Origin of the sequence: Kitasatospora cineracea, assembly GCF_003751605.1 — a bacterium.
In the GTDB taxonomy this organism is placed as follows: domain Bacteria; phylum Actinomycetota; class Actinomycetes; order Streptomycetales; family Streptomycetaceae; genus Kitasatospora; species Kitasatospora cineracea.
This window is the reverse complement of record NZ_RJVJ01000002.1, coordinates 1,058,027-1,079,402: the sequence shown is the minus strand read 5'-3', so window position 1 is coordinate 1,079,402 and position 21,376 is coordinate 1,058,027. Positions and strand designations below refer to the sequence as shown.

21 protein-coding genes are annotated in these 21,376 nt (G+C 74.6%); 12 read left to right on the top strand and 9 right to left on the bottom strand.

Annotated elements, in window-relative coordinates; translation table 11 throughout:
• Positions 1 to 19 precede the first annotated feature (19 nt).
• The 8 genes from EDD39_RS31160 to EDD39_RS31125 all read right to left on the bottom strand — a co-directional run bounded on the left by EDD39_RS31160 (position 20) and on the right by EDD39_RS31125 (position 7,146).
• The gene (locus EDD39_RS31160) at positions 20 to 637 is read right to left on the bottom strand and encodes a hypothetical protein (protein ID WP_208765689.1); all 618 of its coding nucleotides are present in this window, start codon (positions 635 to 637) and stop codon (positions 20 to 22) included.
• Positions 634 to 1,776: a beta-ketoacyl-[acyl-carrier-protein] synthase family protein gene (locus EDD39_RS31155; RefSeq protein WP_123562462.1), complete on the bottom strand. Its 1,143-nt coding sequence runs from the start codon at positions 1,774 to 1,776 to the stop codon at positions 634 to 636. The genes EDD39_RS31160 and EDD39_RS31155 overlap by 4 nt, the downstream gene beginning before the upstream one ends.
• Positions 1,769 to 2,014: a hypothetical protein gene (locus EDD39_RS31150; RefSeq protein WP_123562460.1), complete on the bottom strand. Its 246-nt coding sequence runs from the start codon at positions 2,012 to 2,014 to the stop codon at positions 1,769 to 1,771. The genes EDD39_RS31155 and EDD39_RS31150 overlap by 8 nt, the downstream gene beginning before the upstream one ends.
• 2 nt (positions 2,015 to 2,016) lie before the next feature.
• Positions 2,017 to 2,283, bottom strand: a complete 267-nt coding sequence (locus EDD39_RS31145; protein ID WP_123562458.1) for an acyl carrier protein — start codon at positions 2,281 to 2,283, stop codon at positions 2,017 to 2,019.
• Positions 2,284 to 2,378: 95 nt separating this feature from the next.
• A complete protein-coding gene (locus tag EDD39_RS31140; RefSeq protein WP_123562456.1) occupies positions 2,379 to 3,779 on the bottom strand; it encodes a class I adenylate-forming enzyme family protein in 1,401 nt (466 codons plus the stop codon).
• 219 nt (positions 3,780 to 3,998) lie between these two features.
• A complete protein-coding gene (locus EDD39_RS31135; RefSeq protein WP_123562454.1) occupies positions 3,999 to 5,090 on the bottom strand; it encodes an alpha-hydroxy acid oxidase in 1,092 nt (363 codons plus the stop codon).
• 251 nt (positions 5,091 to 5,341) lie between these two features.
• Positions 5,342 to 5,977, bottom strand: a complete 636-nt coding sequence (locus tag EDD39_RS31130; RefSeq protein WP_123562452.1) for a TetR/AcrR family transcriptional regulator — start codon at positions 5,975 to 5,977, stop codon at positions 5,342 to 5,344.
• Between the two features lie 191 nt (positions 5,978 to 6,168).
• Positions 6,169 to 7,146, bottom strand: a complete 978-nt coding sequence (locus EDD39_RS31125) for a DMT family transporter (RefSeq protein ID WP_162870264.1) — start codon at positions 7,144 to 7,146, stop codon at positions 6,169 to 6,171.
• A 170-nt stretch (positions 7,147 to 7,316) separates the two neighbouring features.
• On the opposite strand from EDD39_RS31125, the gene EDD39_RS31120 reads away from it, so the two are divergent.
• The 11 genes from EDD39_RS31120 (at position 7,317) to fabI (ending at position 19,566) form a co-directional block, all read left to right on the top strand.
• Entirely contained in the window at positions 7,317 to 7,571 is a 255-nt protein-coding gene (locus tag EDD39_RS31120) for a DUF3311 domain-containing protein (protein ID WP_123562448.1), read from the top strand.
• Positions 7,561 to 9,204, top strand: a complete 1,644-nt coding sequence (gene mctP, locus EDD39_RS31115; RefSeq protein ID WP_123562446.1) for a monocarboxylate uptake permease MctP — start codon at positions 7,561 to 7,563, stop codon at positions 9,202 to 9,204. Before EDD39_RS31120 ends, mctP begins: the two co-directional genes overlap by 11 nt.
• An 11-nt stretch (positions 9,205 to 9,215) precedes the next feature.
• Entirely contained in the window at positions 9,216 to 10,262 is a 1,047-nt protein-coding gene (locus EDD39_RS31110; protein ID WP_123562444.1) for an aromatic ring-hydroxylating dioxygenase subunit alpha, read from the top strand.
• Between the two features lie 44 nt (positions 10,263 to 10,306).
• Positions 10,307 to 11,218, top strand: a complete 912-nt coding sequence (locus tag EDD39_RS31105; protein WP_123562442.1) for an SDR family oxidoreductase — start codon at positions 10,307 to 10,309, stop codon at positions 11,216 to 11,218.
• A gap of 47 nt (positions 11,219 to 11,265) precedes the next feature.
• Positions 11,266 to 12,147, top strand: coding sequence for an amidohydrolase family protein (locus tag EDD39_RS31100; RefSeq protein WP_123562440.1), 882 nt, complete (start codon positions 11,266 to 11,268; stop codon positions 12,145 to 12,147).
• A gap of 9 nt (positions 12,148 to 12,156) precedes the next feature.
• A complete protein-coding gene (locus tag EDD39_RS31095; RefSeq protein WP_123562438.1) occupies positions 12,157 to 13,680 on the top strand; it encodes an acyl-CoA synthetase in 1,524 nt (507 codons plus the stop codon).
• 54 nt (positions 13,681 to 13,734) lie between these two features.
• Positions 13,735 to 14,190: a MaoC family dehydratase gene (locus tag EDD39_RS31090; RefSeq protein ID WP_123562436.1), complete on the top strand. Its 456-nt coding sequence runs from the start codon at positions 13,735 to 13,737 to the stop codon at positions 14,188 to 14,190.
• A gap of 44 nt (positions 14,191 to 14,234) precedes the next feature.
• Positions 14,235 to 15,746 carry a GMC family oxidoreductase gene (locus EDD39_RS31085; RefSeq protein ID WP_123562434.1) on the top strand — a complete coding sequence of 504 codons (1,512 nt, stop codon included), beginning with the start codon at positions 14,235 to 14,237 and terminating at the stop codon, positions 15,744 to 15,746.
• Positions 15,743 to 16,411: a 4'-phosphopantetheinyl transferase family protein gene (locus tag EDD39_RS31080; protein WP_208765688.1), complete on the top strand. Its 669-nt coding sequence runs from the start codon at positions 15,743 to 15,745 to the stop codon at positions 16,409 to 16,411. Before EDD39_RS31085 ends, EDD39_RS31080 begins: the two co-directional genes overlap by 4 nt.
• A gap of 20 nt (positions 16,412 to 16,431) precedes the next feature.
• Entirely contained in the window at positions 16,432 to 18,726 is a 2,295-nt protein-coding gene (locus EDD39_RS41560; RefSeq protein WP_123562432.1) for an aminotransferase class I/II-fold pyridoxal phosphate-dependent enzyme, read from the top strand.
• 72 nt (positions 18,727 to 18,798) lie between these two features.
• A complete protein-coding gene (gene fabI / locus EDD39_RS31070) occupies positions 18,799 to 19,566 on the top strand; it encodes an enoyl-ACP reductase FabI (protein ID WP_123562430.1) in 768 nt (255 codons plus the stop codon).
• 330 nt (positions 19,567 to 19,896) lie between these two features.
• Here fabI and EDD39_RS31065 read toward each other — a convergent pair whose 3' ends face one another.
• Positions 19,897 to 20,721, bottom strand: a complete 825-nt coding sequence (locus tag EDD39_RS31065; protein ID WP_123562428.1) for an STAS domain-containing protein — start codon at positions 20,719 to 20,721, stop codon at positions 19,897 to 19,899.
• 216 nt (positions 20,722 to 20,937) lie between these two features.
• Between EDD39_RS31065 and EDD39_RS31060 the strand changes: the two genes are divergently transcribed.
• The gene (locus tag EDD39_RS31060; protein WP_123562426.1) at positions 20,938 to 21,366 is read left to right on the top strand and encodes an ATP-binding protein; all 429 of its coding nucleotides are present in this window, start codon (positions 20,938 to 20,940) and stop codon (positions 21,364 to 21,366) included.
• The last annotated feature ends 10 nt before the right edge of the window (positions 21,367 to 21,376 follow it).

The window sequence follows — 21,376 nt, the reverse complement described above, 5'->3', positions numbered from 1 at the left end:
AGGACCCTTCCGGGCCTGCTCACGACGGTCGGGTGATCAGAAACGCGGTCGCGCGGTCCGGGTGGTCGGGCCCGGCGGCCTGGTCGGCCAGGAGCAGCAGCACGTCGTCCGCGTCGCCGTCCTCGATCAGCAGGTCGGCCAGCTCCAGGCCCTCGGCGGCCGGGTCGCCGCCCGGGCTGACGCACACCACGGGGCCGACCAGCGCCCAGCGGGCCGCGACCCAGCCGAGCACGGCGTTGGGCACGGACTGGAAGAACAGCAGCGGCTGCATCCGGCGGCCGCCGTCCACCGCGGCGGCGACCGCATCGAGGGTGCCCTGGTCGCCGCGCTCGCTGACCAGCACGACGGCGGTGCGCCGCTCCCCGCCCCCGGCGGCGGGAGCGCCCGGCTCGCCGTAGCCGCGCCGCAGGCAGCGGTCGGCGACAGTGGCGACCAGGGCGGGGAAGGTCGAGGCGATGAACCCGGCGGGCATGGCGGGCGCCCCGGTCTCGCCGGGCTCGGGCCAGGCGGCCCGGGCCCGGACGGTGTTGGCGGCGGCCCCGGCCCGACGGGCCGTCAGGTGGTCGGCGGTGGCCCCGGCCTGCCGGGTGGCCGGGCTGTCGGCGGCGGCCCCGGCCCGGTGGGCGGTCGGGCTCACGCGGCACCGACCAGGAGCGCGGTGTTGGCCCCGCCGAAGGCGGCGTTCAGGCTCAGCGCGTAGCGGGGGGCGGCCCGGTGCGGGCCTTCGGTCACCAGGTTGAGCCCGCAGCGCTCGTCGGCCCCCAGGTAGCCGGCGTTGACGGGCAGCCGGCCGGCCCGCAACGTGCCGACGGTGACGACGAGTTCGAGCAGTCCGGAGGACTCCAGGGTGTGGCCGTGCACCGACTTGGACGAGCTCACCGGGACGAGCGCGGCCCGGTCGCCGAGCGCCGCCCGGAGGCCGACGGTCTCGGCCGCGTCGCTGGCCGCCGTGCCGGTGCCGTGCGCGTTGACGTAGCCGATGTCCTCGGGCCGCCGGCCGGCCCGGTGCAGGGCGTTGCGGACGGCCCGGGCGAGCCCGGTGCCCTGCGGGTGCGGCTGGCTGACGTGGTGGGCGTCGCCGGCCCGGCCCCAGCCCGCGAGCCGGGCCAGCACCGGGGCGCCGCGGCGGCGGGCCGCGGCGGCCGACTCCAGCACCACGGCGGCCACGCCGTCGCCGAGCACCATGCCCTGGCGGCCCGCGCTGAACGGCCGCACCCGCCCGTCGGGGGCGAGCGCCCGTCCGGCGTCGAACAGCGCGAAGTGCTCCTCGTCGACCAGGTAGCCGGCCGCGACCACGACGCGTTCGGCGGAGCCGGTGCGGATCGCCGCGGCGGCGTCCGCGACGGCGGTGCTCCCGGCCACGCACGCCGTGGTGTAGGCGCGGTGGCCGGCCCGCAGCCCGCAGCGGTCGGCGAGGGTCCGGGCGTCGGCGGCCGGGGTGCGCCGGGCCCGGTCGGCGGCGGGCAGCCGGGCGGCGGCCGGGTCGGTGTGGCCGGCCAGCAGCAGCCGGCTGCCGGCCCGCTGCCCGGCCGACAGCCGGGCGGCGGTGCAGGCCTCCTCGGTCACCGCGGCCAGTTCGTCGGCGAGGACCGGGTTCCCGGGCAGCTGGGCGGCGGCGCCGGCCCGGAACCGGCTGACGTCGAACCGGGTCACCGGCCCGAAGGCCGGCTCGCCGGCCGCCGCCCGCTCGTACAGGACCTCGGCGCCCCGGCCGCAGGCGGAGAGCGCCGACAGGCCGGTGATCACGGGTTCGAGGTCGGGGACGGGGTCAGCCATGGCCGCACTCCTGCAGTTGCTCGTCCAGGACGCCGACCGCGCCGGGCACGGTGGCCATCCGGACGAGCTGGTCGTCGCCGAGGTCGAGCTGGACCTGGTAGCGCTGCTCGACCTGGTGGATCAGCCAGGCGAGCTCCAGCGAGTCGATCTGCTCGACCCCGTCCTGCGCCGCCCGCTCGCGGTAGGTGGCGAGCAGCGCGAGCACCTCGGTGCGGTCGATGCGCGGGGGCCGGCCCATGCTCACTTGCCCCCGGCCTGGATGAGCGAGGCCCGGCGGGCGATCTCGGCGGCGAGCTCGCCGAGGGTCATCAGGGCCAGCTGCTCGGTCTCGTCCTCGTCGATCCGCACGCCGTACTCGTCCTCGACCTGGATGGCGATCTCGGCGAGGGCGAGCGACTCCAGGTCGAGGCCGGACGGGCCGAGCGGGGTCTCGTCGGAGATCTCGGAGGTGTCGTAGTTCATCTCGGCCAGGCTCTTCACGATGAACCGGTTGATGTCGGCGCTCATGGGGACTCCTTGTCATGTACACGAAGGATGCGGACGGGTGCGGAGCGGTGCGAACCGGGGCGGCGGGCCGCCGGGGCGCGGGGGAGGAGGGGGAGTCAGGAGGCGGGCTGTCCGGCGGCCGCGCGCAGCGCCGCCGGGTCCCGGACGAGCTTCCCGGTGCCGGTGCGGGGCAGGTCCGGCAGGACGTGCAGGCGGCGGGGCCGCTTGTAGGCCGCGAGCCGGGCCGCGAGGGCCTCTTCCAGCTCGGCCACCGGGGCCGGCTCGGCGAGGGCGAGGTACGCCTCGATGTGGCTGCCGTGCAGCACGACGGCCTCGCGCACCTGCGGCAGCGACCGGACGGTCTGCTCCACCTCGGCCAGGTCGACCTTGAGGCCGCCGATGGAGACCTGGGAGTCGAGCCGGCCCCGGACGGCCAGCCGGCCGGTCACGGGGTCGACGGCGCCGGCGTCGCGGGTGCGCAGCCACCCGTCCGCCCAGCGGCTCGGGCCGGCGGCGCCGAGGTAGGGCGAGGCGGGCCGCCCGATCAGGATCTCGCCCGCCTCCACCCGGACCTCCATGCCGGGCGCGACGGCGAGCTCCGGCCGGTGCCGGCCGGTGACGTCGGTGGCGATCACGCCGGCCTCGGTCATGCCGTACATGTTGCCCAGCGTCGCGCCGTAGCGGGTGGTGAACGCCTCCCAGACCTCCTGGCGCACCGGCTCGCCGCCGGTGATCATGCCGGTCAGGAAGGGGAGCGGGGGCGGGGCGGCGACCGAGGCGAGGATCTCGGCGTGGAACGGGACGCCCAGGACGGTGGTGGGCTCCTCGGCGGCCGCCAGCGCGCGGAGGATCCCGTCGACGCTGAACCGCTCCGGCACCACCGTCCGGGCACCCGCGTGCAGGCTGTGCAGCAGGCCGCCGACCAGGCCCAGCACGTGCACCAGCGAGGCCAGCACCACGACCCGGTGGCCGCGGCCCGGGAAGCCCTCGATCAGGTCGTAGCGCCCGAGTTCGGCGGCCAGGTCGGCCGCCGTGCGGCCGATCACCTTGGACGGGCCGGTCGATCCGGAGCTCAGCTGGACCAGGACGTGGTCGCCGTCGGCCGGCCGGCCGGGGAGGGCGACGATCCGCGCCTCGACGGAGAGGTAGCCGCGCAGGGCGCCGGCGGTCGGCGGGCGGCTCGGCTCGACCAGGAACTGCGGGGCGAGCCGCTCCAGCGCCCGGGAGACCTCGTGCTCGGTGAGCCGGTGGTCCAGCAGGGCGACCTGGGCGCCGAGCCGCCAGGCGGCCAGCAGTTCGGTGACGCAGGCGAGCGACGGCGGCAGCCTCAGCGCCACCGCCCCGCCGGCCGCGAGGCCGGCCCCGGCGAGCGCCCGCTGCCGTTCGGAAACCGATGCACGCAGCTCGGCCCGGGAAATCGGCCGGTCGAACTCCAGGCAGATATCCTGCTCCGGGCCGGCCAGGAGTAACCGGTCGACCCAATCGCCCGGTGCTTCCGGTGAAGACGATCGATGCATTGTGATTCCTCCATGAAACCTGATATGCCGGGCTGACGGGACGAGCCAATGTTTCGGCGTTCTGGCTGGGAGGCGCCCGGGAGAATGCGCATCACCGGGCGGTTTTCATTGCGATTCGAAAACGAAGACGAATTCATCCTTGCGGGTGGGCGGTCGGTGCGCAAGGGGGGTCAGAAAATATTCCGGGAGATATATGAACGGGGCCGGGGCGGATTCTTTCTAAAGCACGACGGCGGACCGGTCGACGTCCGCGATCCGCGGCCGCCCGGACAGCGCCATCGCCTCTTCCAGCTCGTCCCGGAGCAGTCCCAGCACGTCCGAGACCCCCTGGGCGCCGCCCTGGGCGAGCCCCCACAGGACCGGCCGGCCCACCAGTGCGGCGTCCGCTCCGAGGGCGAGCACCTTCAGGACGTCCGTGCCGTGCCGGATCCCGCCGTCGACGATGACCCGGCAGCGGCCGCCCACCGCCGCGGCGATCTCGGGCAGCGCCTGTGCGCTCGCCACCGCGCCGTCCAACTGGCGGCCGCCGTGGTTGGAGACGATGACGGCGTCCACGCCGTGGTCGAGGGCCAGCCGGGCGTCCTCCGCCGTCAGGATCCCCTTCAGGACCAGGGGGAGGGTGGTGAGCGCGCGGAGCTGCGCCAGGTCCTTCCAGGTGATCGAGGAGTCGAACTGCTCCCGGGCGTGCCGCTCGATCGCCGAGGCGTCGGGCGCGGCGCGGTGCGAGGCCGCCATCGCTCCGGGGGCCACGTTCGCCGCGTGGACGCCGGGGGGCAGGACGAACCCGTTGCGGACGTCCCGCAGGCGCCGGCCGACGCGCGGCGCGTCGACGGTGAGCACCAGCGCGCCGAAGCCGGCCTCCTCCGCGCGGCGGACGAGCCCGGTCAGCAACTCCCGCTGCCGCAGCCAGTACAGCTGCAGCCACAGGGGGCCGGACCCCGCGGCGGCGATCTCCGCGAGGGTGCGGCTGGCGAACATGCTGACGATCAGCGGGACGCCGGCCAGCCCGGCGGCCCGGGCCGTCGCCGTCTCCCCCTCGGGGCAGGCCAGCCGGTGGTAGGCCATGGGCGCGATCCCGATCGGCGCGGCGATCCTGGCGCCCAGCAGTTCGGTCCCCGGGTCACACGCGGTGACGTCGGTGAGCACGCGCGGGCGCAGCCGGATCCGTTCCAGGGCGGCCCGGTTGGCGGTCAGGGTGGACTCGGTGCCGCTGCCGCCGCTGATGAAGTCCCAGACGTCCGCCGGGAGCCGGGCCCTGGCCAGGTCCTCGTAGTCCCGGACGAGCAGGGGTTTCGCACCCTGTCTGTCCATGCTTCTCCCCAGTGGTGCGGTCGGACCAGGCCGCCCTGCTGCTCCGGGAGCCTGGGTGCGAAAGTCTGACCGAACGGTCATACATTTTTACCATCCGTGACCGGGGGCGGCCAAGGGCCGCCAGTGAGAATTCTGGAAGCCGGCGGTACGTCAAGTTGGCAATTGACGACATGCAGAAGTCGTCAACTGGCGGGCAGCGAGCGGCCGGCGCCCACCGCGGAGGGGGGTGGGGCCGGCCGGGGCGCCGGGGTCTAGGGGAGCAGCGCGGGCGAGGTGCAGACCGTGCTGAGCCGGGCGCGGATCGCCATCCTGGAGCGGACGTAGGCGGCGGGGTCGTCGTGCAGCAGGGCGATCCCGTTGGCGGCCTCGAGCAGGGCGATCAGCTCGTAGGCGAGCTGGTCGCTGTTGGTGCCGGAGGTGATGTCGCCGATCTGGACCGCGTCGGTGATGGTCCGCGCCATGATCTGCTGCCAGGTCCGGCTGGCGTCCGCGACGGCGTCGCGGACCCGTCCGGGCCGGGAGTCGAACTCGGCCGACGCGGAGAAGAAGAAGCAGCCGCCGGGGAACACGCGCTGTTCCGAGTAGTCCAGCCACCGCTCGCAGAGGGTCCAGACCCGCCCCAGTCCGGGCGTCACCTCCATCGAGGGATCCACCACCTGCTCGGTGTAGATCTTCGTGGCGGCCCGTACCGCGGCGAGCTGGAGGTCCTCCTTCGAGCCGAAGAGGGCGAACACGCCGCTCTTGCTGAGCTTCAGGTCGGCCGCGAGCCGGCCGATCGACAGGCCGTCCAGTCCTTCGACGGAGGCGATGTCGACGGCCCGGCGCACGATCGTCCGTCGGGTCTGGTTGCCGCGGAGGATGCGACCGTCGGTCCGGGGATCGATCATGTTGGCTCCATCCGTCTGGCTGCGGGGCGGAGCCGGGCAGAGCGGTGGGCGCCCCTGGTGAAGGTCCGGCCGTGCGGCCGGCGGACCGGGGTGGTGCCCGGTCTGCTCGCTCGGCACCCGGATTCTTGGTCGTTGGGTGTCGTGCAGCTTACGTCATGGTCGGAACGCGGCGGCCGGGACGTCATGCCCGGCTACCGGCCCGCGGCGGCCTGCGGGGTGGGCTCGGCCGCCGCCGCCGGGGCGGCCTGCGCGGCCTGGGCGGCGGCCCGGCGGCGGGAGTAGAGGTTGGAGGCGGCCAGGGCGGCCAGGACGACGCAGACCCCGGCGATCTCGTAGGGGGTCGGCCGGTGGCCGCGGAACGCCTGGACCACGAAGGCGGTGATCGGGACGAGGTTGATGAACAGCACGCCGTTCGACGGCCCGAGGTTGCGGAAGGCGGTGTTCCAGGTCAGGGCGGCGACGGTGGTCGCGGCGACCACCACGTACAGGATCTGCCACCACACGGCCGGGTACTCGCGCGGGCCGGGGTTGGGGATCCAGCCCGTGAACGAGGCGGCGACGGTGATCACCACGATGCTGGCGGTGCCGAGCAGGCAGGTCAGCGTGGTGTAGCGCAGCGGCGACCAGGACGGGTAGCCGGCGGCGCCGGTGGTGTAGAGGATCCAGCCGGCCACCCCGACCAGGGTCAGCAGGCCGCCGTAGCCGACGCCGCCGGTGACGACCTTGGCCGGGTTGCCGTTGCCCAGCACCATGGCGACGCCGAGCAGCGCCGTCAGCACCAGGGCCAGCGTGACCAGCGGCGGCGCCTTGCGGGTGCGCCCCCACATCACCAGCACGGTCACCAGCGGCATGGTCGCCATGATCAGGGCCGAGCTCTGCGCGGGGATGCTCTCCAGGCCCACGTAGGTGCAGAAGTTGAAGCCCGCGAAGCCGATCGTGGACAGCACCCACAGGCTGCCCAGCCGTCCCTCGAAGGCGAAGGCGGCGCGCCCCTCCCGGACCAGCAGCAGGACGCAGAAGATGGCGGCGGCCAGCACGAACCGGACCGCCGTCAGGTGGAACGGGTCCAGGTGCCCGTACGCGGACTTGGCGACGGCGAACATGCAGCCCCAGGCCAGGCCGGTGACGATGCCGCTGCTGACACCTGCCGCCGTGCGCGAAACAGCCATGGCTTTCACTCTCTTCTCACAGCCGGTGACGACGATATAACTGACCGAACGTACCATCAGTTACTCAAGAGTGCTGCCCGGTATGGGGAATTGAGGACTCTTGACATTGCCCGATCGATCGTTCACTTTGTTTGACGTCACTTGCCGCCCTCTGACCCGACGGAGGAAGCGTGGTCACGGCCACCTCGGACTCCTCGTCCGCCGAACCCTCACCCGCGAGACGCGACCGCAGCCCCTGGAACTGGCTGCTCGCCCCGGCGGCGATCGCGCCGCTGCTCACCTTCACCTTCAACCGGGACGAACCCCGGCTCGCCGGCATCCCGTTCTTCTACTGGTTCCAACTGCTCCTGGTCGCCTTCGCCGCGGCCTGCACGTCCGCCGTCTACCTGGCGACCCGGCGGGGCGGAGCGTCCGATGAAGCTTGACGTCACCGAACTCACCGTGTTCACCGTGCTGTTGCTCGCCGTCACGGTGCTGGGCTTCCTGGCCGCGCGGTGGCGCCGCACCCGGGCCATGGACGACCTCAAGGAGTGGGGCCTCGGCGGCCACCAGTTCGGGAGCTGGATCACCTGGTTCCTGATCGGCGGCGACCTCTACACCGCGTACACCTTCGTCGCCATCCCGGCCCTGATCTACCACGTGGGCGGAGCCGGCTTCTTCTCGCTGCCGGACCTGGCCATCGTCTACCCGATGGTCTACCTGCTGCTCGTCCGGCTCTGGTCGGTGTCGAAGGCCAAGGGGTACGTCACCACCGCCGACTTCGTCCGCGGCCGGTTCGGCTCCCGGGCGCTGGCGCTGTGCGTCGCGGTGACCGGCATCCTCTCCACCCTCCCCTACATCGCCCTGCAGCTGATGTGCATCGAGGCGGTGCTGCGGACGATGGGCGTGGACGGGCAGTGGCCGGTGGCGGTCGCCTTCGTCGGGCTGGCCGGGTTCACCTACCAGTCCGGCCTGCGGGCCCCCGCCCTGATCGCCATCGTCAAGGACGTCCTGGTCTACACGGTGGTCATCGCCGCGATCGTGTTCATCCCGCTGAAGCTCGGCGGCTGGGGGCACATCTTCGACACGGCCGGCCACAAGCTCTCCGCGTCCGGCACCGGGAGGACCGCCCTGGCCCCCCAGGGGCAGCTCAACTACGCCTCGCTGGCGCTCGGTTCGGCGATGGGGCTGTTCCTCTTCCCGCACACCAGCACCGCCGCGCTGGCCAGCCGCGACCGCAAGGTGATCAAGCGGAACATGGCGGCGCTGCCGGCCTACAGCCTGGCGGTCGGCTTCATCGCGCTGCTGGGGCTGATGGCCCTGGCCGCCGGGGTGGTGCCGCTCGGCACCGCCGACGGGGGCACCGACTCCAACACCGTGGTCCCGCTGCTCTTCCACCAGATGTTCCCCGGCTGGTTCGCCGGCATCGCGTTCGCGGCGGTGGGCATCGGCGCCCTCGTCCCGGCGTCCGTCATGTCGATCGGCGCGGCCAACCTGTTCACCCGGAACATCTACCGGGAGTTCCTGCGGCCCCGGGCGACGCCCGCCGAGGAGGCGCGGGTGTCCAAACTCGCCTCGCTGGCCGTCAAGTTGGGCGCCCTGATCTGCACCCTGATGCTCACCCCGCAGTTCTCCACCGACTTCCAGCTGATCGGGAACGTGATCATCCTCCAGACGCTCCCGGCGGTCGGCCTCGGGGTGGTCGTCCGGTGGTTCCACCGCACCGGCCTGCTGGCGGGCTGGGTGCTCGGCATGGCGGCCAGCCTGTGGATGCTCTACCGGATCCCCAACCCGGCCACCCACCACGCCCACTTCGGCGGCTCGGCCCTCCCGCTGTCCGAACTCGGCTTCCACACGCACATGACGATGTACGTCGGCGTGCTCGCCCTGGTCGTCAACCTCGTGGTGACCGTCCTGGTGACCCTGGCCTGCCGCGCCCTGCGGGTGCCGGACGGGGCCGACGAGACCCGGACCGACGACTACTTCCACGCCCCGGCCGAGTCCGCGAAGACTCCGGCCCCGCTCCCCCGGCCGGCCGGCCCCGTCGTGGCCGCCCGCGCCGAGGGCTCACCATCCTGAAGGGGGAAGCCATGACGCTGATCATGAACGCCTGGTACGTCGCCGCCTGGCCCGAGGAGGTCCCGCCCGGGGAGATCCTCTCCCGCACGATCTGCAACGAGCCGATGGTCCTGTTCCGCGACCGCGAGGGCCGGCCCGCCGCACTGGAGGACCGCTGCTGCCACCGGCAGATGCCGCTCGCGCTCGGACGGCTGGAGGAGGACTGCACCCTGCGCTGCATGTACCACGGGCTGCGGTTCGAGGCCGACGGGAGCTGCGTGGAGGCCCCCGGCCAGGCGAACGTCCCGGCCGCGGCCAGGGTCCGGGCGTTCCCCTGCGTCGAGCGCCACGGCTACGTCTGGGTCTGGCCGGGCGAGGCGGAGCTCGCCGACCCCGACCTGATCCAGGACATCTTCGAGCGCAACGACCACCCGGACTGGACGTCCGTCCACGGGACGATCCACCTGCAGGCCAACTACACCCTGCTGGCCGACAACCTGATCGACACCACGCACGAGACCTACGTCCACATCGGCAGCCTCGGCGACGACAACATCCAGGCGAACCCGATCAGCGTGACCGGCGACGAGAAGTCGGTGCTGGTCACCCGCTGGATCCTGGACCACGACGCCGCCCCGCTGTGGCGCGAGGCGCTCAACCAGGACGGCAACGTGGACCGCTGGCAGATCATCAGGTTCCAGCCGCCGGCCTCCACCGTCCTGGACGTCGGGGTGGCCCCGGTGGGCACCGGCGCGCCGGGCGGCGACCGCAGCCACGGCGCCCAGGGCTGCAACCTCAACTTCGGCACCCCGGAGACCGAGCACACCACCTGGTACTTCTGGGCCTTCGCCCGCAAGTTCCGGCGCGACGAGCCCGGCTACGACGAGGTGCTGCAGAAGAAGTTCGCCAACGTCTTCGCCGAGGACAGCGGGGCCATCGAGGGCGCCTACTCGGTGATGCGCCGCAACCCCGGCCGCCCGACCGTCAACCTGCGCAACGACGCCGGCACCCTGCGCGCGCGGCGCCTGGTGGAGGACATGGCCGCCGCCGAGGCGGCCCGGTCCGGCCAGGCCGGCTGACCGCGCACCGTCCCGCTCATCCGTCGCAACGAAAGGGCAGATCAATGGAGCTCACCGGCAAGGTCGCAGTCGTCACCGGCAGCGGACGCGGGCTCGGCGCGGCGTACGCGCTGGCGCTCGCCGCGAGCGGCGCGGCCGTCGTGGTGAACGACGTCGACGCGGACGCGGCCGAGCAGACCGTCAAGCAGATCACCGCCGTCGGCGGCCGGGCCGTCCCGGTGGTCGCCGCGGTCGGCGACAGCGCGTCCGCCGACGCGCTGGTCGCCGCCGCCGTCGACGGCTTCGGCCGCCTCGACGTGATGGTCACCAACGCCGGCATCCTGCGCGACCGGGTGCTGTGGAAGATGACCGACGAGGACTTCGACGACGTCGTCCGGGTGCACCTGCGCGGCACCTTCGTCTGCGCGCGGGCCGCCGCCGTCCGGATGCGCGAGCAGGGCGGGGGCGGCCGGCTCATCCTGGCCGGCTCCCCGGCCGGGCAGCGCGGCAACTTCGGGCAGACCAACTACGCGGCCGCCAAGGCCGGCATCGCGGCGATGGTCCGCACCTGGGCGATGGAGCTCTCCCGGGCCGGCATCACGGTCAACGCGGTGATCCCGAACGCGGCGACCGCCATGACCAAGACCATCCCGGCCTTCGCGCCGCACATCGACGCCTGGGAGCAGCACGGCACCCCGCTGCCCGACTTCCTGCGCAAGGGCATCGGCTTCGGCACCGCCGAGGACGTGGCGGGCGCCGTGGTCTTCCTCGCCTCCGACGCGGCCAAGGACGTCAACGGCCAGTGCGTCGGCATCGGCGGCGACAAGCTCACCCTGTGGTCGCACCCCGAGGAGGTGGCGGCGGCCTTCACCGACGGCGGCTGGAGCGCGGACGCGATCGCCACCGCCTGGCCCACCTCGGTCGGCGCCGAGCCGCAGTCGTACGGGATCGCCGCCCTCCAGCAGCTGTCCTCCTGACCCCGCCACCGCCCGTGCCGCCCGTCGGAAACCACCAGGAGAAGCAGATGACACCGCTCGACGTGGACGACCTCGTCGCCATCGACATGCACACCCACGCGCAGGTCTCGCTGGAGGGCCGCAACTCCCTGCCGGACGAGATCGAGGAGGCGTCCGCCGCGTACTTCAAGGTGGAGCGCAAGCGCTACCCGAACGCCGCCGACATGGCCGGCTACTACCGGGAGCGGAAGATGGCCTGCGTGATCTTCCCGGTCGACGCCGAGGCCGCCACCGGCGCTCCGGCGGTGCCCAACGAGGAGGTCGCCGAGGTCGCGGCCGCGAACCCGGACGTGCTGATCCCGTTCGCCAGCATCGACCCGGCCAAGGGCCGGTTCGGCGCCCGCGAGGCGCGCCGGCTGGTCGAGCGGTTCGGCGTCCGGGGCTTCAAGTTCCACCCCAGCGTCCAGGGCTTCTTCCCCAACGACCGCTCCGCGTACCCGATGTACGAGGCGATCGAGGAGCTGGGCGTCCCGGCGCTCTTCCACACCGGCCAGACCGGCATCGGGGCGGGCGCGCCGGGCGGCGCGGGCATCCGGCTCAAGTACTCCAACCCGCTGCTGATCGACGACGTCGCCGCCGACTTCCCGGGCCTGCCGATCATCATGGCGCACCCCTCCTTCCCGTGGCAGGACGAGGCGCTGGCGGTGGCCAACCACAAGCCGCTGGTCTACATCGACCTGTCCGGCTGGTCCCCGAAGTACTTCCCGCCGCAGCTGGTCCAGTACGCGAACACCCTGCTCAAGGACAAGATGCTGTTCGGATCCGACTTCCCGATGATCACGCCGGACCGCTGGCTGGCGGACTTCGAGAAGCTCGACATCAAGCCGGAGGTGCGGCCGAAGATCCTCAAGGGGAACGCGGCCCGCCTGCTCGGCCTGGTCAAGGACTGAGAGCCCGGGGTGCGCAACCACGGGATCGGCTCGTGGCCGGCCCGCCGGGCCAGGCGCTCCCCGGACCGGGTGGCCCTGCTCCACCGGGACCGCCCCGTCACCTACCGGGAGCTCCACGAACGGGTGCTGCGGGCCGCGAACGGGCTGCGCACGCTCGGGGTCCGCGGCGGCGACCGGGTGGCCTACCTCGGTGGCAACCACCCGGCCTTCCTGGAGACCCTGTTCGCCTGCGGGCTGCTCGGCGCGGTGTTCGTGCCGCTCAACACCCGCCTCGCCGGGCCCGAACTGGCCCACGTCCTGACCGACTCGGGCAGCTCCGTCCTGGTGCACGCGCCCGGCCACGCGCAGGTGGTGGCCGGGCTGCGGACCGGTACGCCGGTGCGGCGGTTCGTCGCGCTGGAGGCCGCCCGCCCGGCGGCCGGGGACACCGGGTACGAGGAACTGCTGGCCGCGCCGCCGGAGCCCGTCGACCTGCCGGTCGGCCACCAGGACCCCTGCCTGATCATGTACACCTCGGGGACGACCGGCCGTCCCAAGGGCGCCGTGCTGACCCACGGGAACGTCGTGTGGAACTGCATGAACCTGCTGGTCGACCTCGACCTGGGCTCCGACGGGGTGTCCCTGGTGCACGCCCCGCTGTTCCACGCGGCGGCGCTCAACCTGATCTGCCTGCCCACCCTGCTCAAGGGCGGGAAGGTCCTGCTGGAGGACGGCTTCGACCCGCGGCGCGCCCTCGAACTGATCGAGCGGGAACGGGTCGACTTCGTGTTCGCCGTCCCCACCATGCACGAGGCGACGGCCGCCGCGCCCGGCTGGGCGACGGCCGACCTGAGCAGCCTGCGGATCGTGCTCAGCGGCGGCGCCCCGGCCGCCGACCGCACCGTCCGCGCCTACCTCGACCGCGGGCTGCCCTTCGTCCAGGGCTACGGCATGACCGAGAGCTCCCCGTGCGCCACGGTGCTGGAACCGGAGCGGGCGGCGGCCAAGGCCGGGTCGGTGGGCGCCGCCAACTTCTTCTCCGACCTCCGGGTCGCCGGCCCGGACCCGGCCGGGGCGGCCGGCGCGGCCGACGGCGAGCAGGGCGAACTCCTGCTGGAGGGGCCGAACGTGATGGCCGGCTACTGGGGCGACCCGGACGCCACCGACGCCGTCCTGTCCGGCGGCTGGCTGCGCACCGGCGACGTCGGGGTGCGCGACGGGGACGGTTGCGTCCGGATCGTCGACCGGCTCAAGAACATGATCATCTCGGGTGGGGAGAACATCTACCCGGCCGAGGTCGAGAACGTCCTGCACGGCCACCCCGCCGTCGCCGAGTGCGCGGTGTTCGGCGTCCCCGACCCGAAGTGGGGCGAGAGCGGCCACGCCGCGGTGGTGCTGCGCCCGGGCGCCCGCGCCGACGGGCCGGAACTGCTCGAGTTCCTCCGCGGCCGGCTGGCCGGCTACAAGGTCCCCCGGGCCGTCCGGTTCCTGCCGGCCCTGCCCCGCAACGCGCTCGGCAAGCTCCTGCGGCACCGGCTGGCCGAGCTCCCCTGACGCCCCGGCACCCGCCTCCGCGGTGCCCCCACGCAACGGTTCGGAAGGATCGACATGCCCACCCACGTGCACACCATGGACGAACTCAAGGACCTGGCCGGCCTCGACCTCGGCCACACCGGCTGGATGCCGGTGGCCCAGGACCGCGTCGACACCTTCGCCGACGCCACCGACGACCACCAGTGGATCCACGTCGACCCGGAGAAGGCCGCCGCCAGCCCCTTCCGCGGCACCATCGCGCACGGCTACCTGACGCTCTCCCTGCTCATCCCGCTCTTCCTGGAGCTGCTGGAGGTCAAGGGCGCCGGAATGGCCGTCAACTACGGTCTGAACAAGGTCCGCTTCCCGGCACCGGTCCGCACCGGCCAGCGGATCCGGCTGGCGGCCCGGATCGCCTCGGTGACGGACGTCCCCAAGGGCCTCGAACTGGCACTGGACTTCACCGTCGAGGTGGAGGACGGCCCGAAGCCCGCCTGCGTCGCCCAGGCCCTCTACCGCTTCTACCGCTGAGCCGCCCGGCCTTCCCGGGCCGACTATCACCTTACGGAGTAGCCATGGAGTTGGATGTCGTCGTCGTCGGGGCGGGCTCGGCGGGGTGCGTCGTGGCCGCGCGGCTCAGCGAGGACCCGGAGCGGGAGGTCCTGCTGCTGGAGGCCGGCCCCGACTACACCGCCGACGGGCAGTGGCCCGAGCAGCTGCTCGACGCCGCCGCGATGCCCGCCGACCACGACTGGGGCTACCGCGAGGCCGTCCCGCCCGGGACCCGCCGTCCGGTCGGGCTGCTGCGCGGGAAGGTCGTCGGGGGCTCCTCCGCCGTCAACTACTGCCTGGCCCTGCGCAGCCGCCCGGCCGACCACCGGGCCTGGGCCGCCCAGGGGCTCCCGGACTGGTCCTGGGAGCAGGTGCTGCCCTTCTACCGGCAGCTGGAGGACGACCCGGACGGCGACCCCCGCTGGCACGGCCGCTCCGGCCCGGTGCCGGTCCGGCGCGGCGGCGCCGAGGAGCTGACGGACGCCCAGCGCAGCTTCCTGGCGGCCTGCCGCAGCGAGGGACACAAGGCGGTCGCCGACTTCAACGACCCGACCGCCGAGGGCGTCGGCGTGGCACCGCTCAACCAGCTGGGCGGCCGCCGCGAGAACGCGGTCTTCACCCACCTCGCCCCGGCCCTGCAGCGGCCGAACCTCCGGCTGCGGGCCGACTGCGAGGTCCACTCGGTGCTGGTCGAGGACGGCCGGGCGGTCGGGGTCCGGCTGGGCACCGGGGAGGAGCTGAGGGCCCGTCAGGTGGTGCTGTCCGCCGGGAGCTACAGCAGCCCGGCGATCCTGCAGCGCTCCGGCATCGGACCCGCCGCCCACCTGCGCGAGCTGGGCATCACGGTGGTCCGCGACCGGCCGGGGGTCGGCTCCGGACTGGTCGAGCACCCGGCGTACCGCACCGTGTTCGCGGCCCGCCCCGGCGACTACCCGGCCCCGCGCCTGCGCACCATGCTGTCGCTGCGCAGCTCGCCCGACGCCCCCGACGTGGACCTGCACGTCCAGGCCCGGGCCGCCGCCCCCACCCTGAGCCGCGGACCCCACCCGACCGGCTACGACATGATCATGATGGTCGGCCTGGTCCAGCCGAGGTCCACCGGCTCGGTCCGGCTGGCCTCCCCGGACTCCGCCGACCAGCCGGTCATCGACATGGGCTTCTACCGCGACCCGGAGGACGCCCGCCGGGTCGCGGCCGGCGTCCGGACGGCCCGCCGGCTGGCCGACACCGCGGCGCTGCGCGAACTGCTCACCGGAGAGCTCCGCCCCGGCCCCGAGGTCGCCGACGCCGACCTCGAGGAGGCGGTGCGCCACCACCCGGCGATCTACAACCACCCGGTGGGCACCTGCCGGATGGCGCCCGCCGACGCCCCGGACGCCGTGGTGGACGGCCGCTGCCGGGTGTACGGCGTCGAGGGGCTGCTGGTCGTCGACGCCTCCGTCATGCCGGTCAGCCCGCGCGCCACCACGCACCTGCCGGTGCTGATGCTCGCCGAGCGGGCCGTGGCCCTCAACTGGCCCACCCCGCACCGGTGACCGGCCCGACCGCGGCGCCGGCGGCGGGGGTCACCGTCCTGCTGGCCGCCGCCGGGCCGGACGCCCGCCGGACCGTCCGCACCGTCCTGCTCGAAGCCGCCGCGGACACCCTCGGCGTGCCCCGGGCCGGTCTGCGGATCGCCCGCGAGCCGGGCGGCCGGCCGGTGCTGGAGGGCGTCGGCCCGCCGGTGGCGGAGGGCGCCGACCGTCCGCTGCACATCGCGCTCAGCCACGGGCGCGACACCGTGGCCGCGGCCCTCACCCGGCTCGGGCCGGTCGGCGTGGACGTGGAGCGCATCCGGCCGCTGCCCACCGCCGGCCTGGCCCGCCGCTGGTTCGACCCGGCGGAGGCCGAGTGGCTCGAACGGCAGCCCGGCCCGGAGCAGCCGACGGCCTTCCTGCGGCTGTGGGTGCAGAAGGAGGCGCTCGGCAAGGCCCTGGGCACCGGGCTGCGCGGCGGCGGGATGCGCCGCCGCGTCCTGCCGCTCGGGACCCCGCCCACCGGCCTGCTCGCCCCGCTGCCGACCCGGCCCGACCTCGCGCTCTGCCTGCCGCAGGCCCCGCCCGGGCTCTGCCTGGCGGTCGGCGTGTGGTCCCCCGGCGCGGCCGGCGCCCCGGCCACCGTCGTCGTCCCCGGCACCCCACCGTCCCCGACCCGTACCTGAACCCCTCCGTGGAGACACTCATGCCACTCGATCCGCAGGTCCAGGCGATCCGCGCGGCCCGGGAAGCGGGCGGACACCGCCAGCTGTACAACTACACCGTCGAGGAGGCCCGCGCGCAGGACCTCGCGGCGATCCTGGCCACCGCCGGGACCCCGGAGCCGGTCGCCCTGGTGGAGGACCGGAGCATCCCCGGGCCGGACGGCGACCTGCCGATCCGGATCTACCGGCCGCGGCCCGCAGGGACGCTGCCCGTCCTGGTCTACTTCTTCGGCGGCGGCTGGACCCTCGGCACCATCGACACCTCCGACGCGATCTGCCGGTCGCTGGCCAACGCCGCCGGCTGCGCGGTGGTGGCCGTCGGGTACCGGCTCGCCCCCGAGCACAAGTTCCCCGCGGCCGTGGACGACTGCCACGCCGCCGTGGACTGGATCGCCCGGCACGGCGCCGCACTCGGACTCGACCCGGACCGCCTGGCCGTGGGCGGCGACAGCGCCGGCGGCAACCTCGCGGCCGGCGTCACCCTGCGCGCCAGGGACGGCGGCGGGCCGGAGATCGCCGCCCAGCTGCTCGTCTACCCCAACACCGACTACCGCTCCGACACCCCGTCCCGGCGCGAGAACAACGACCCGTACTTCTTCAACGCCCGCTCCGCGCAGTGGTACTGGGACAACTACCTGGCCGACCCCGAGCACGGCTCGGACCCGCTGGCCTCACCGCTGCGCGCCGCCGACCACGGCGGCCTGCCGCCCGCGCTGGTGATCACCGCCGAGTACGACCCGCTCCGGGACGAGGGCGAGGCGTACGCGCGGAAACTGGCCGCGGCCGGGGTCGCGGCCGAACTCACCCGCTACCCGGGCGTCGTGCACGGCTTCTTCGCCATGGGCGGCGTCCTCGACGCGGGCCGGCAGGCGCTCGCGCAGGCCGCCGGCTTCCTGCGCGACGCGCTCGCCGCGCCCGAGCCCGCCGCGTCCGTGCTTGCCGCCTCCGAGCCCGCCGCGCACGCCCCGGCGGTGCTGGACCTCGCGGAGCTGCACGGCTCGGTCTCCGACCCGCTGCTCGACGCGATGAACTTCCTCAACGAGGTGACCGGCCGCTTCCCCGACGCGCTCTCCTTCGCCCCGGGCCGGCCCTACGAGGGCTTCTTCGACGTCCAGCAGGTCACCCACTGGCTCACCGTCTACACCGACCACCTGCGCAAGGAGCGCGGCTACACCGGCCGGCAGGTCGACACCGAGCTCTTCCAGTACGGGCGCACCAGCGGCCTCATCCAGGACCTGGTCGCCCGGACCATCGCCAACGACGAGTCCATCGTGGTGCCGCCGGAGTCCGTCGTGGTCACCGTCGGGTGCCAGGAGGGCATGCTGATCGCCCTGCGCGCCCTGTGCGCCACCCCGGCGGACGTCCTGCTGGTCAGCTCCCCGTGCTACGTGGGCGTCACGGGCGCCGCGAGCCTGCTGGGCATCCCGGTGGTGACCGTCCCCGAGGGGCCGCACGGCCTCGACCCGGCCGCGGTCGCCGAGGCCGCCCGGCGGGTCCGGTCCGAGGGGCGGCGCCCGCGGGCGCTGTACCTGGTGCCCGACTTCGCCAACCCCTCCGGCACGAGCCTGTCCCACGGCGCGCGCCGGGACCTGCTCGACGTGGCCGAGGCGGAGGACCTGCTGCTCCTGGAGGACAACCCGTACGGCTTCTTCAGCCGGGAGGGCGAGCCGGCCGCGACGCTCAAGTCGATGGACACCGGCCGCCGGGTGGTCTACCTGGGGTCGTTCGCCAAGACCGCCTTCCCCGGCGCCCGGGTCGGCTACGTGGTGGCCGACCAGGAGGTGCGCGGCGCCGACGGCCGGCGGACGCTGCTGGCCGACGAACTGTCGAAGATCAAGAGCATGACCACGGTGAACACCCCGACGCTCAGCCAGGCGGTCATCGGCGGGCTGCTCATCGACAGCGGCTTCCGGCTGCGCGAGGCCAACGCCGGGGCCATCGCCTTCTACCGGGCCAACCTGGAGACCCTGCTGGCCGAGCTGGAGCGCCACTTCCCGGCCGCCCGCCGGGCGGAGCTGGGCATCGGCTGGAACCGGCCCGCCGGCGGCTACTTCCTCACCATGACGGTCCCGTTCACCGCCGACCAGCGGGCCCTGGAGCGCTCGGCCCGCGAGTTCGGGGTGCTCTGGACCCCGATGAGCTCCTTCTACCCGGACGGCTCCGGCACCCGCCTGCTCCGGCTGTCCTGCAGCTACCTGTCCACCTCCGAGATCGAGGAGGGCGTCCGCCGGCTCGCCTCCTTCGTGGCGTCGGCGTGCGCCACGGCCGCACCCTGACGCACCCCGCCGCACCGGCACCGACCGCAGCCGCCGCGTCCCGGCGGCAGATTGGGCACAGGTCACGCAACCATGGGCACTCTCCTGCTCGGCAAGAGGATCCTCGTCACCGGCGTCATCACCGACGCCTCGATCGCCTACCACGCCGCCCGGCTGGCCCAGGAGGAGGGCGCGGACGTCGTGCTGACCGGCTACGGGCGGCTCAGCCTGGTCGAACGCGTCGCCGACCGCCTCCCCAAGCCGGCCCCGGTGATCGAGCTGGACGTCACCGACGCCCGGCAGCTCGCCGCGCTCCCCGACCGGGTGCGCGAGCACCTGGACGGCCTGGACGGCGTCGTCCACTCCATCGCGTTCGGCCCGGCCGCGGCCCTGGGCGGGAACTTCCTGCACACCGACTGGGAGGACGTGGCGACCGCCGTCCAGGTCTCCGCGTTCTCCTACAAGGCGCTGGCGACGGCCTGCCTGCCGCTGATGCAGGACGGCGGTTCGCTGGTCGGGATCGACTTCGACGCCACCGTGGCCTGGCCCAGCTACGACTGGATGGGCGTGTCCAAGGCCGCGCTCGAGGCCACCTCCCGCTACCTGGCCCGCCACCTCGGGGGCCGCGGCATCCGCTCCAACCTGGTCGCGGCCGGCCCGATCCGCACGATGGCGGCCAAGTCGATCCCCGGCTTCGCCGACTTCGAGGCGATCTGGGAGACCCGCTCGCCGCTGCCCTGGGACCTGCGGGACCCGGAGCCCGCCGCGCGCGGCGTGGTGGCGCTGCTGTCCGACTGGTTCCCGCGGACCACCGGCGAGATCGTGCACGTCGACGGCGGCGTCCACGCCATGGGCGCCTGACCGCGGGGCCGCCGCGGCCCCGGGAGCGGGACGCGGACGGGCCCGGCCCCGGCGACAGTGCCGGGGCCGGGCCCGCCGTGCGCCCGCGCGGGGCGTCAGTACGGGAGGCGGCGGCCCGAAGGGGTGCGCAGGTCGAGCGGCGGACGCGGACGGGGCGGGGCGGGGCGCTTGGCCGTGGTGGTCGTGGGCATCTCCCTCACCTTCTCGGTCACCGGACGTCTGCCCGCTCCGGGGGGATCCGACACGGGCGGCTCGCCGCAGGCGGGGTGTGCGGGCGGGGCGGGCCGGACAGGAGCGGGGCCCGGTACCGCCCGGGCCGCGGCGTGAGGGTCACCCGCTCCGGGGCCGGATCCCGGCGGCGGCGGTGTGCTGCGCGGCTTCGCGGGTCAGGACGTCGTGCAGGGCGCGGACGGCCCGCTCGGCGTCGGTGAGGTCGTCGGGGGTGGGGACGACGGTGCCGAAGGTGGTGGTGCCGTCGTCGGTCAGGGCGCGCCAGTGCAGGGCGGGCGACAGCACGTCGGCGGCGCGGGCCAGGATCCAGGCCGGGCGGCCGTGGGTGCGGGCGAGGCCGAGGGCCAGGGCGGCGAGGGCCTCGCGCAGGCGCTCCAGCCGTTCGATGCCCGGCAGCTGCTCCTGCTCCGCGGCCGGGCCCACCGCGTCGGCCAGGCGGGCGGCGGTGGCGCGGAACAGGGCCGCGGCCTCCGGCACCGGGTCGCCGTCGGCCGTCCGCCGCTCGGCCTGCGCGGCCAGGAGCCGGGCCCGCGCGTGGGCGGGCCCGGCCGGGGCCGCGGTCGTCCCGCCGACGGCCGGGCCCGGCCGGGCGGGACGGGCCGGGAGGATGTCGAAGACGGTGTCGGTCTCGGTGACCGCCAGCAGGCGGGCGAGCGCCGGGCTGGGCGCGGCGAGGCAGAACACGGTGCCGGCCTCGGCCGCCGTGCTGCGGGCGCGCAGCAGGTGGTTGAGGCAGGACGAGGTGCACAGGCGCAGGCCGGAGCAGTCGACGACGAGCGCCTCGGGGGCGGGGCGGACGGCCAGGGCCCGGCGCAGGGCGCGGGCGAGGACGGGCGCGGTGTCGCGGTCGGCGTCGCCGTGCAGGGCGAGGACCACGGTGCCCGGCGGTGAGGGGCATCGGTCGACGGTGAGGGCGGTGTCCATGGTCGGGCTCCTTCCGCGGGGGTGCCGGCAGTGCCTCGGTTCGACCGTCCCGCCGCGGGGCACCCGTTCGCAACTCCGGGAGCGAAACCGCCCGCCCCGGGAACGAAACCGGAGCCGGGTTGCGGCCACCGGAGGTTACGGTCCGGGCCCGGGCGGCAAGACGCCCGGTGGACGCGCCGGAGCGCGCGGGCCGTACGACGGCGGGAGGTGGCGGCTGTGGAGAGCGACGTCCGGTACCACTGGCACTTCTCCCTCGGAGCCGAGGGGCGCGGGGCGGTGGGACCGGGGATGGGCTGCGTGCGCGGCGTGCTGGCCCGGCTGCCCGACGGCGACGGTGCTGCCGGGGACGGCGGCGCGGACGGGGCCGGGCGGCGGCGCGAGGACGTGCTGCTGGTGGCGTGCGAGCTGCTGGCCAACGCGTGCGACCACACCCCGGGCCCGACCGGCCTGGACGTCGACCTGGACGGCGGCCGGCTCACCGTCGCGGTCACCGACGCGGCCGTCACCCGGCCGGTGCCCCGGCCGTGGAACCCCGGGCAGCCGCACGGCCACGGCCTGCACGTCGTGGAACGGGTCTCCGCCGAGTGGGGCGTCTCGCCGTTCCCGGGCGGCAAGACCGTGTGGGCGGCCCTGCCGGCCCCCTGACCGGGCGGCG

Coding starts and splice junctions, on each gene's coding strand:
- EDD39_RS31155 (WP_123562462.1), bottom strand. CDS start 1,776: ATGGCTGACCCCGTCCCCGACCTCGAACCCGTGATCACCGGCCTGTCG.
- EDD39_RS31150 (WP_123562460.1), bottom strand. CDS start 2,014: ATGGGCCGGCCCCCGCGCATCGACCGCACCGAGGTGCTCGCGCTGCTC.
- EDD39_RS31145 (WP_123562458.1), bottom strand. CDS start 2,283: ATGAGCGCCGACATCAACCGGTTCATCGTGAAGAGCCTGGCCGAGATG.
- EDD39_RS31140 (WP_123562456.1), bottom strand. CDS start 3,779: ATGCATCGATCGTCTTCACCGGAAGCACCGGGCGATTGGGTCGACCGG.
- EDD39_RS31135 (WP_123562454.1), bottom strand. CDS start 5,090: ATGGACAGACAGGGTGCGAAACCCCTGCTCGTCCGGGACTACGAGGAC.
- EDD39_RS31130 (WP_123562452.1), bottom strand. CDS start 5,977: ATGATCGATCCCCGGACCGACGGTCGCATCCTCCGCGGCAACCAGACC.
- EDD39_RS31125 (WP_162870264.1), bottom strand. CDS start 7,146: ATGGCTGTTTCGCGCACGGCGGCAGGTGTCAGCAGCGGCATCGTCACC.
- mctP (WP_123562446.1), top strand. CDS start 7,561: ATGAAGCTTGACGTCACCGAACTCACCGTGTTCACCGTGCTGTTGCTC.
- EDD39_RS31110 (WP_123562444.1), top strand. CDS start 9,216: ATGACGCTGATCATGAACGCCTGGTACGTCGCCGCCTGGCCCGAGGAG.
- EDD39_RS31105 (WP_123562442.1), top strand. CDS start 10,307: ATGGAGCTCACCGGCAAGGTCGCAGTCGTCACCGGCAGCGGACGCGGG.
- EDD39_RS31100 (WP_123562440.1), top strand. CDS start 11,266: ATGACACCGCTCGACGTGGACGACCTCGTCGCCATCGACATGCACACC.
- EDD39_RS31090 (WP_123562436.1), top strand. CDS start 13,735: ATGCCCACCCACGTGCACACCATGGACGAACTCAAGGACCTGGCCGGC.
- EDD39_RS31085 (WP_123562434.1), top strand. CDS start 14,235: ATGGAGTTGGATGTCGTCGTCGTCGGGGCGGGCTCGGCGGGGTGCGTC.
- EDD39_RS41560 (WP_123562432.1), top strand. CDS start 16,432: ATGCCACTCGATCCGCAGGTCCAGGCGATCCGCGCGGCCCGGGAAGCG.
- fabI (WP_123562430.1), top strand. CDS start 18,799: ATGGGCACTCTCCTGCTCGGCAAGAGGATCCTCGTCACCGGCGTCATC.
- EDD39_RS31065 (WP_123562428.1), bottom strand. CDS start 20,721: ATGGACACCGCCCTCACCGTCGACCGATGCCCCTCACCGCCGGGCACC.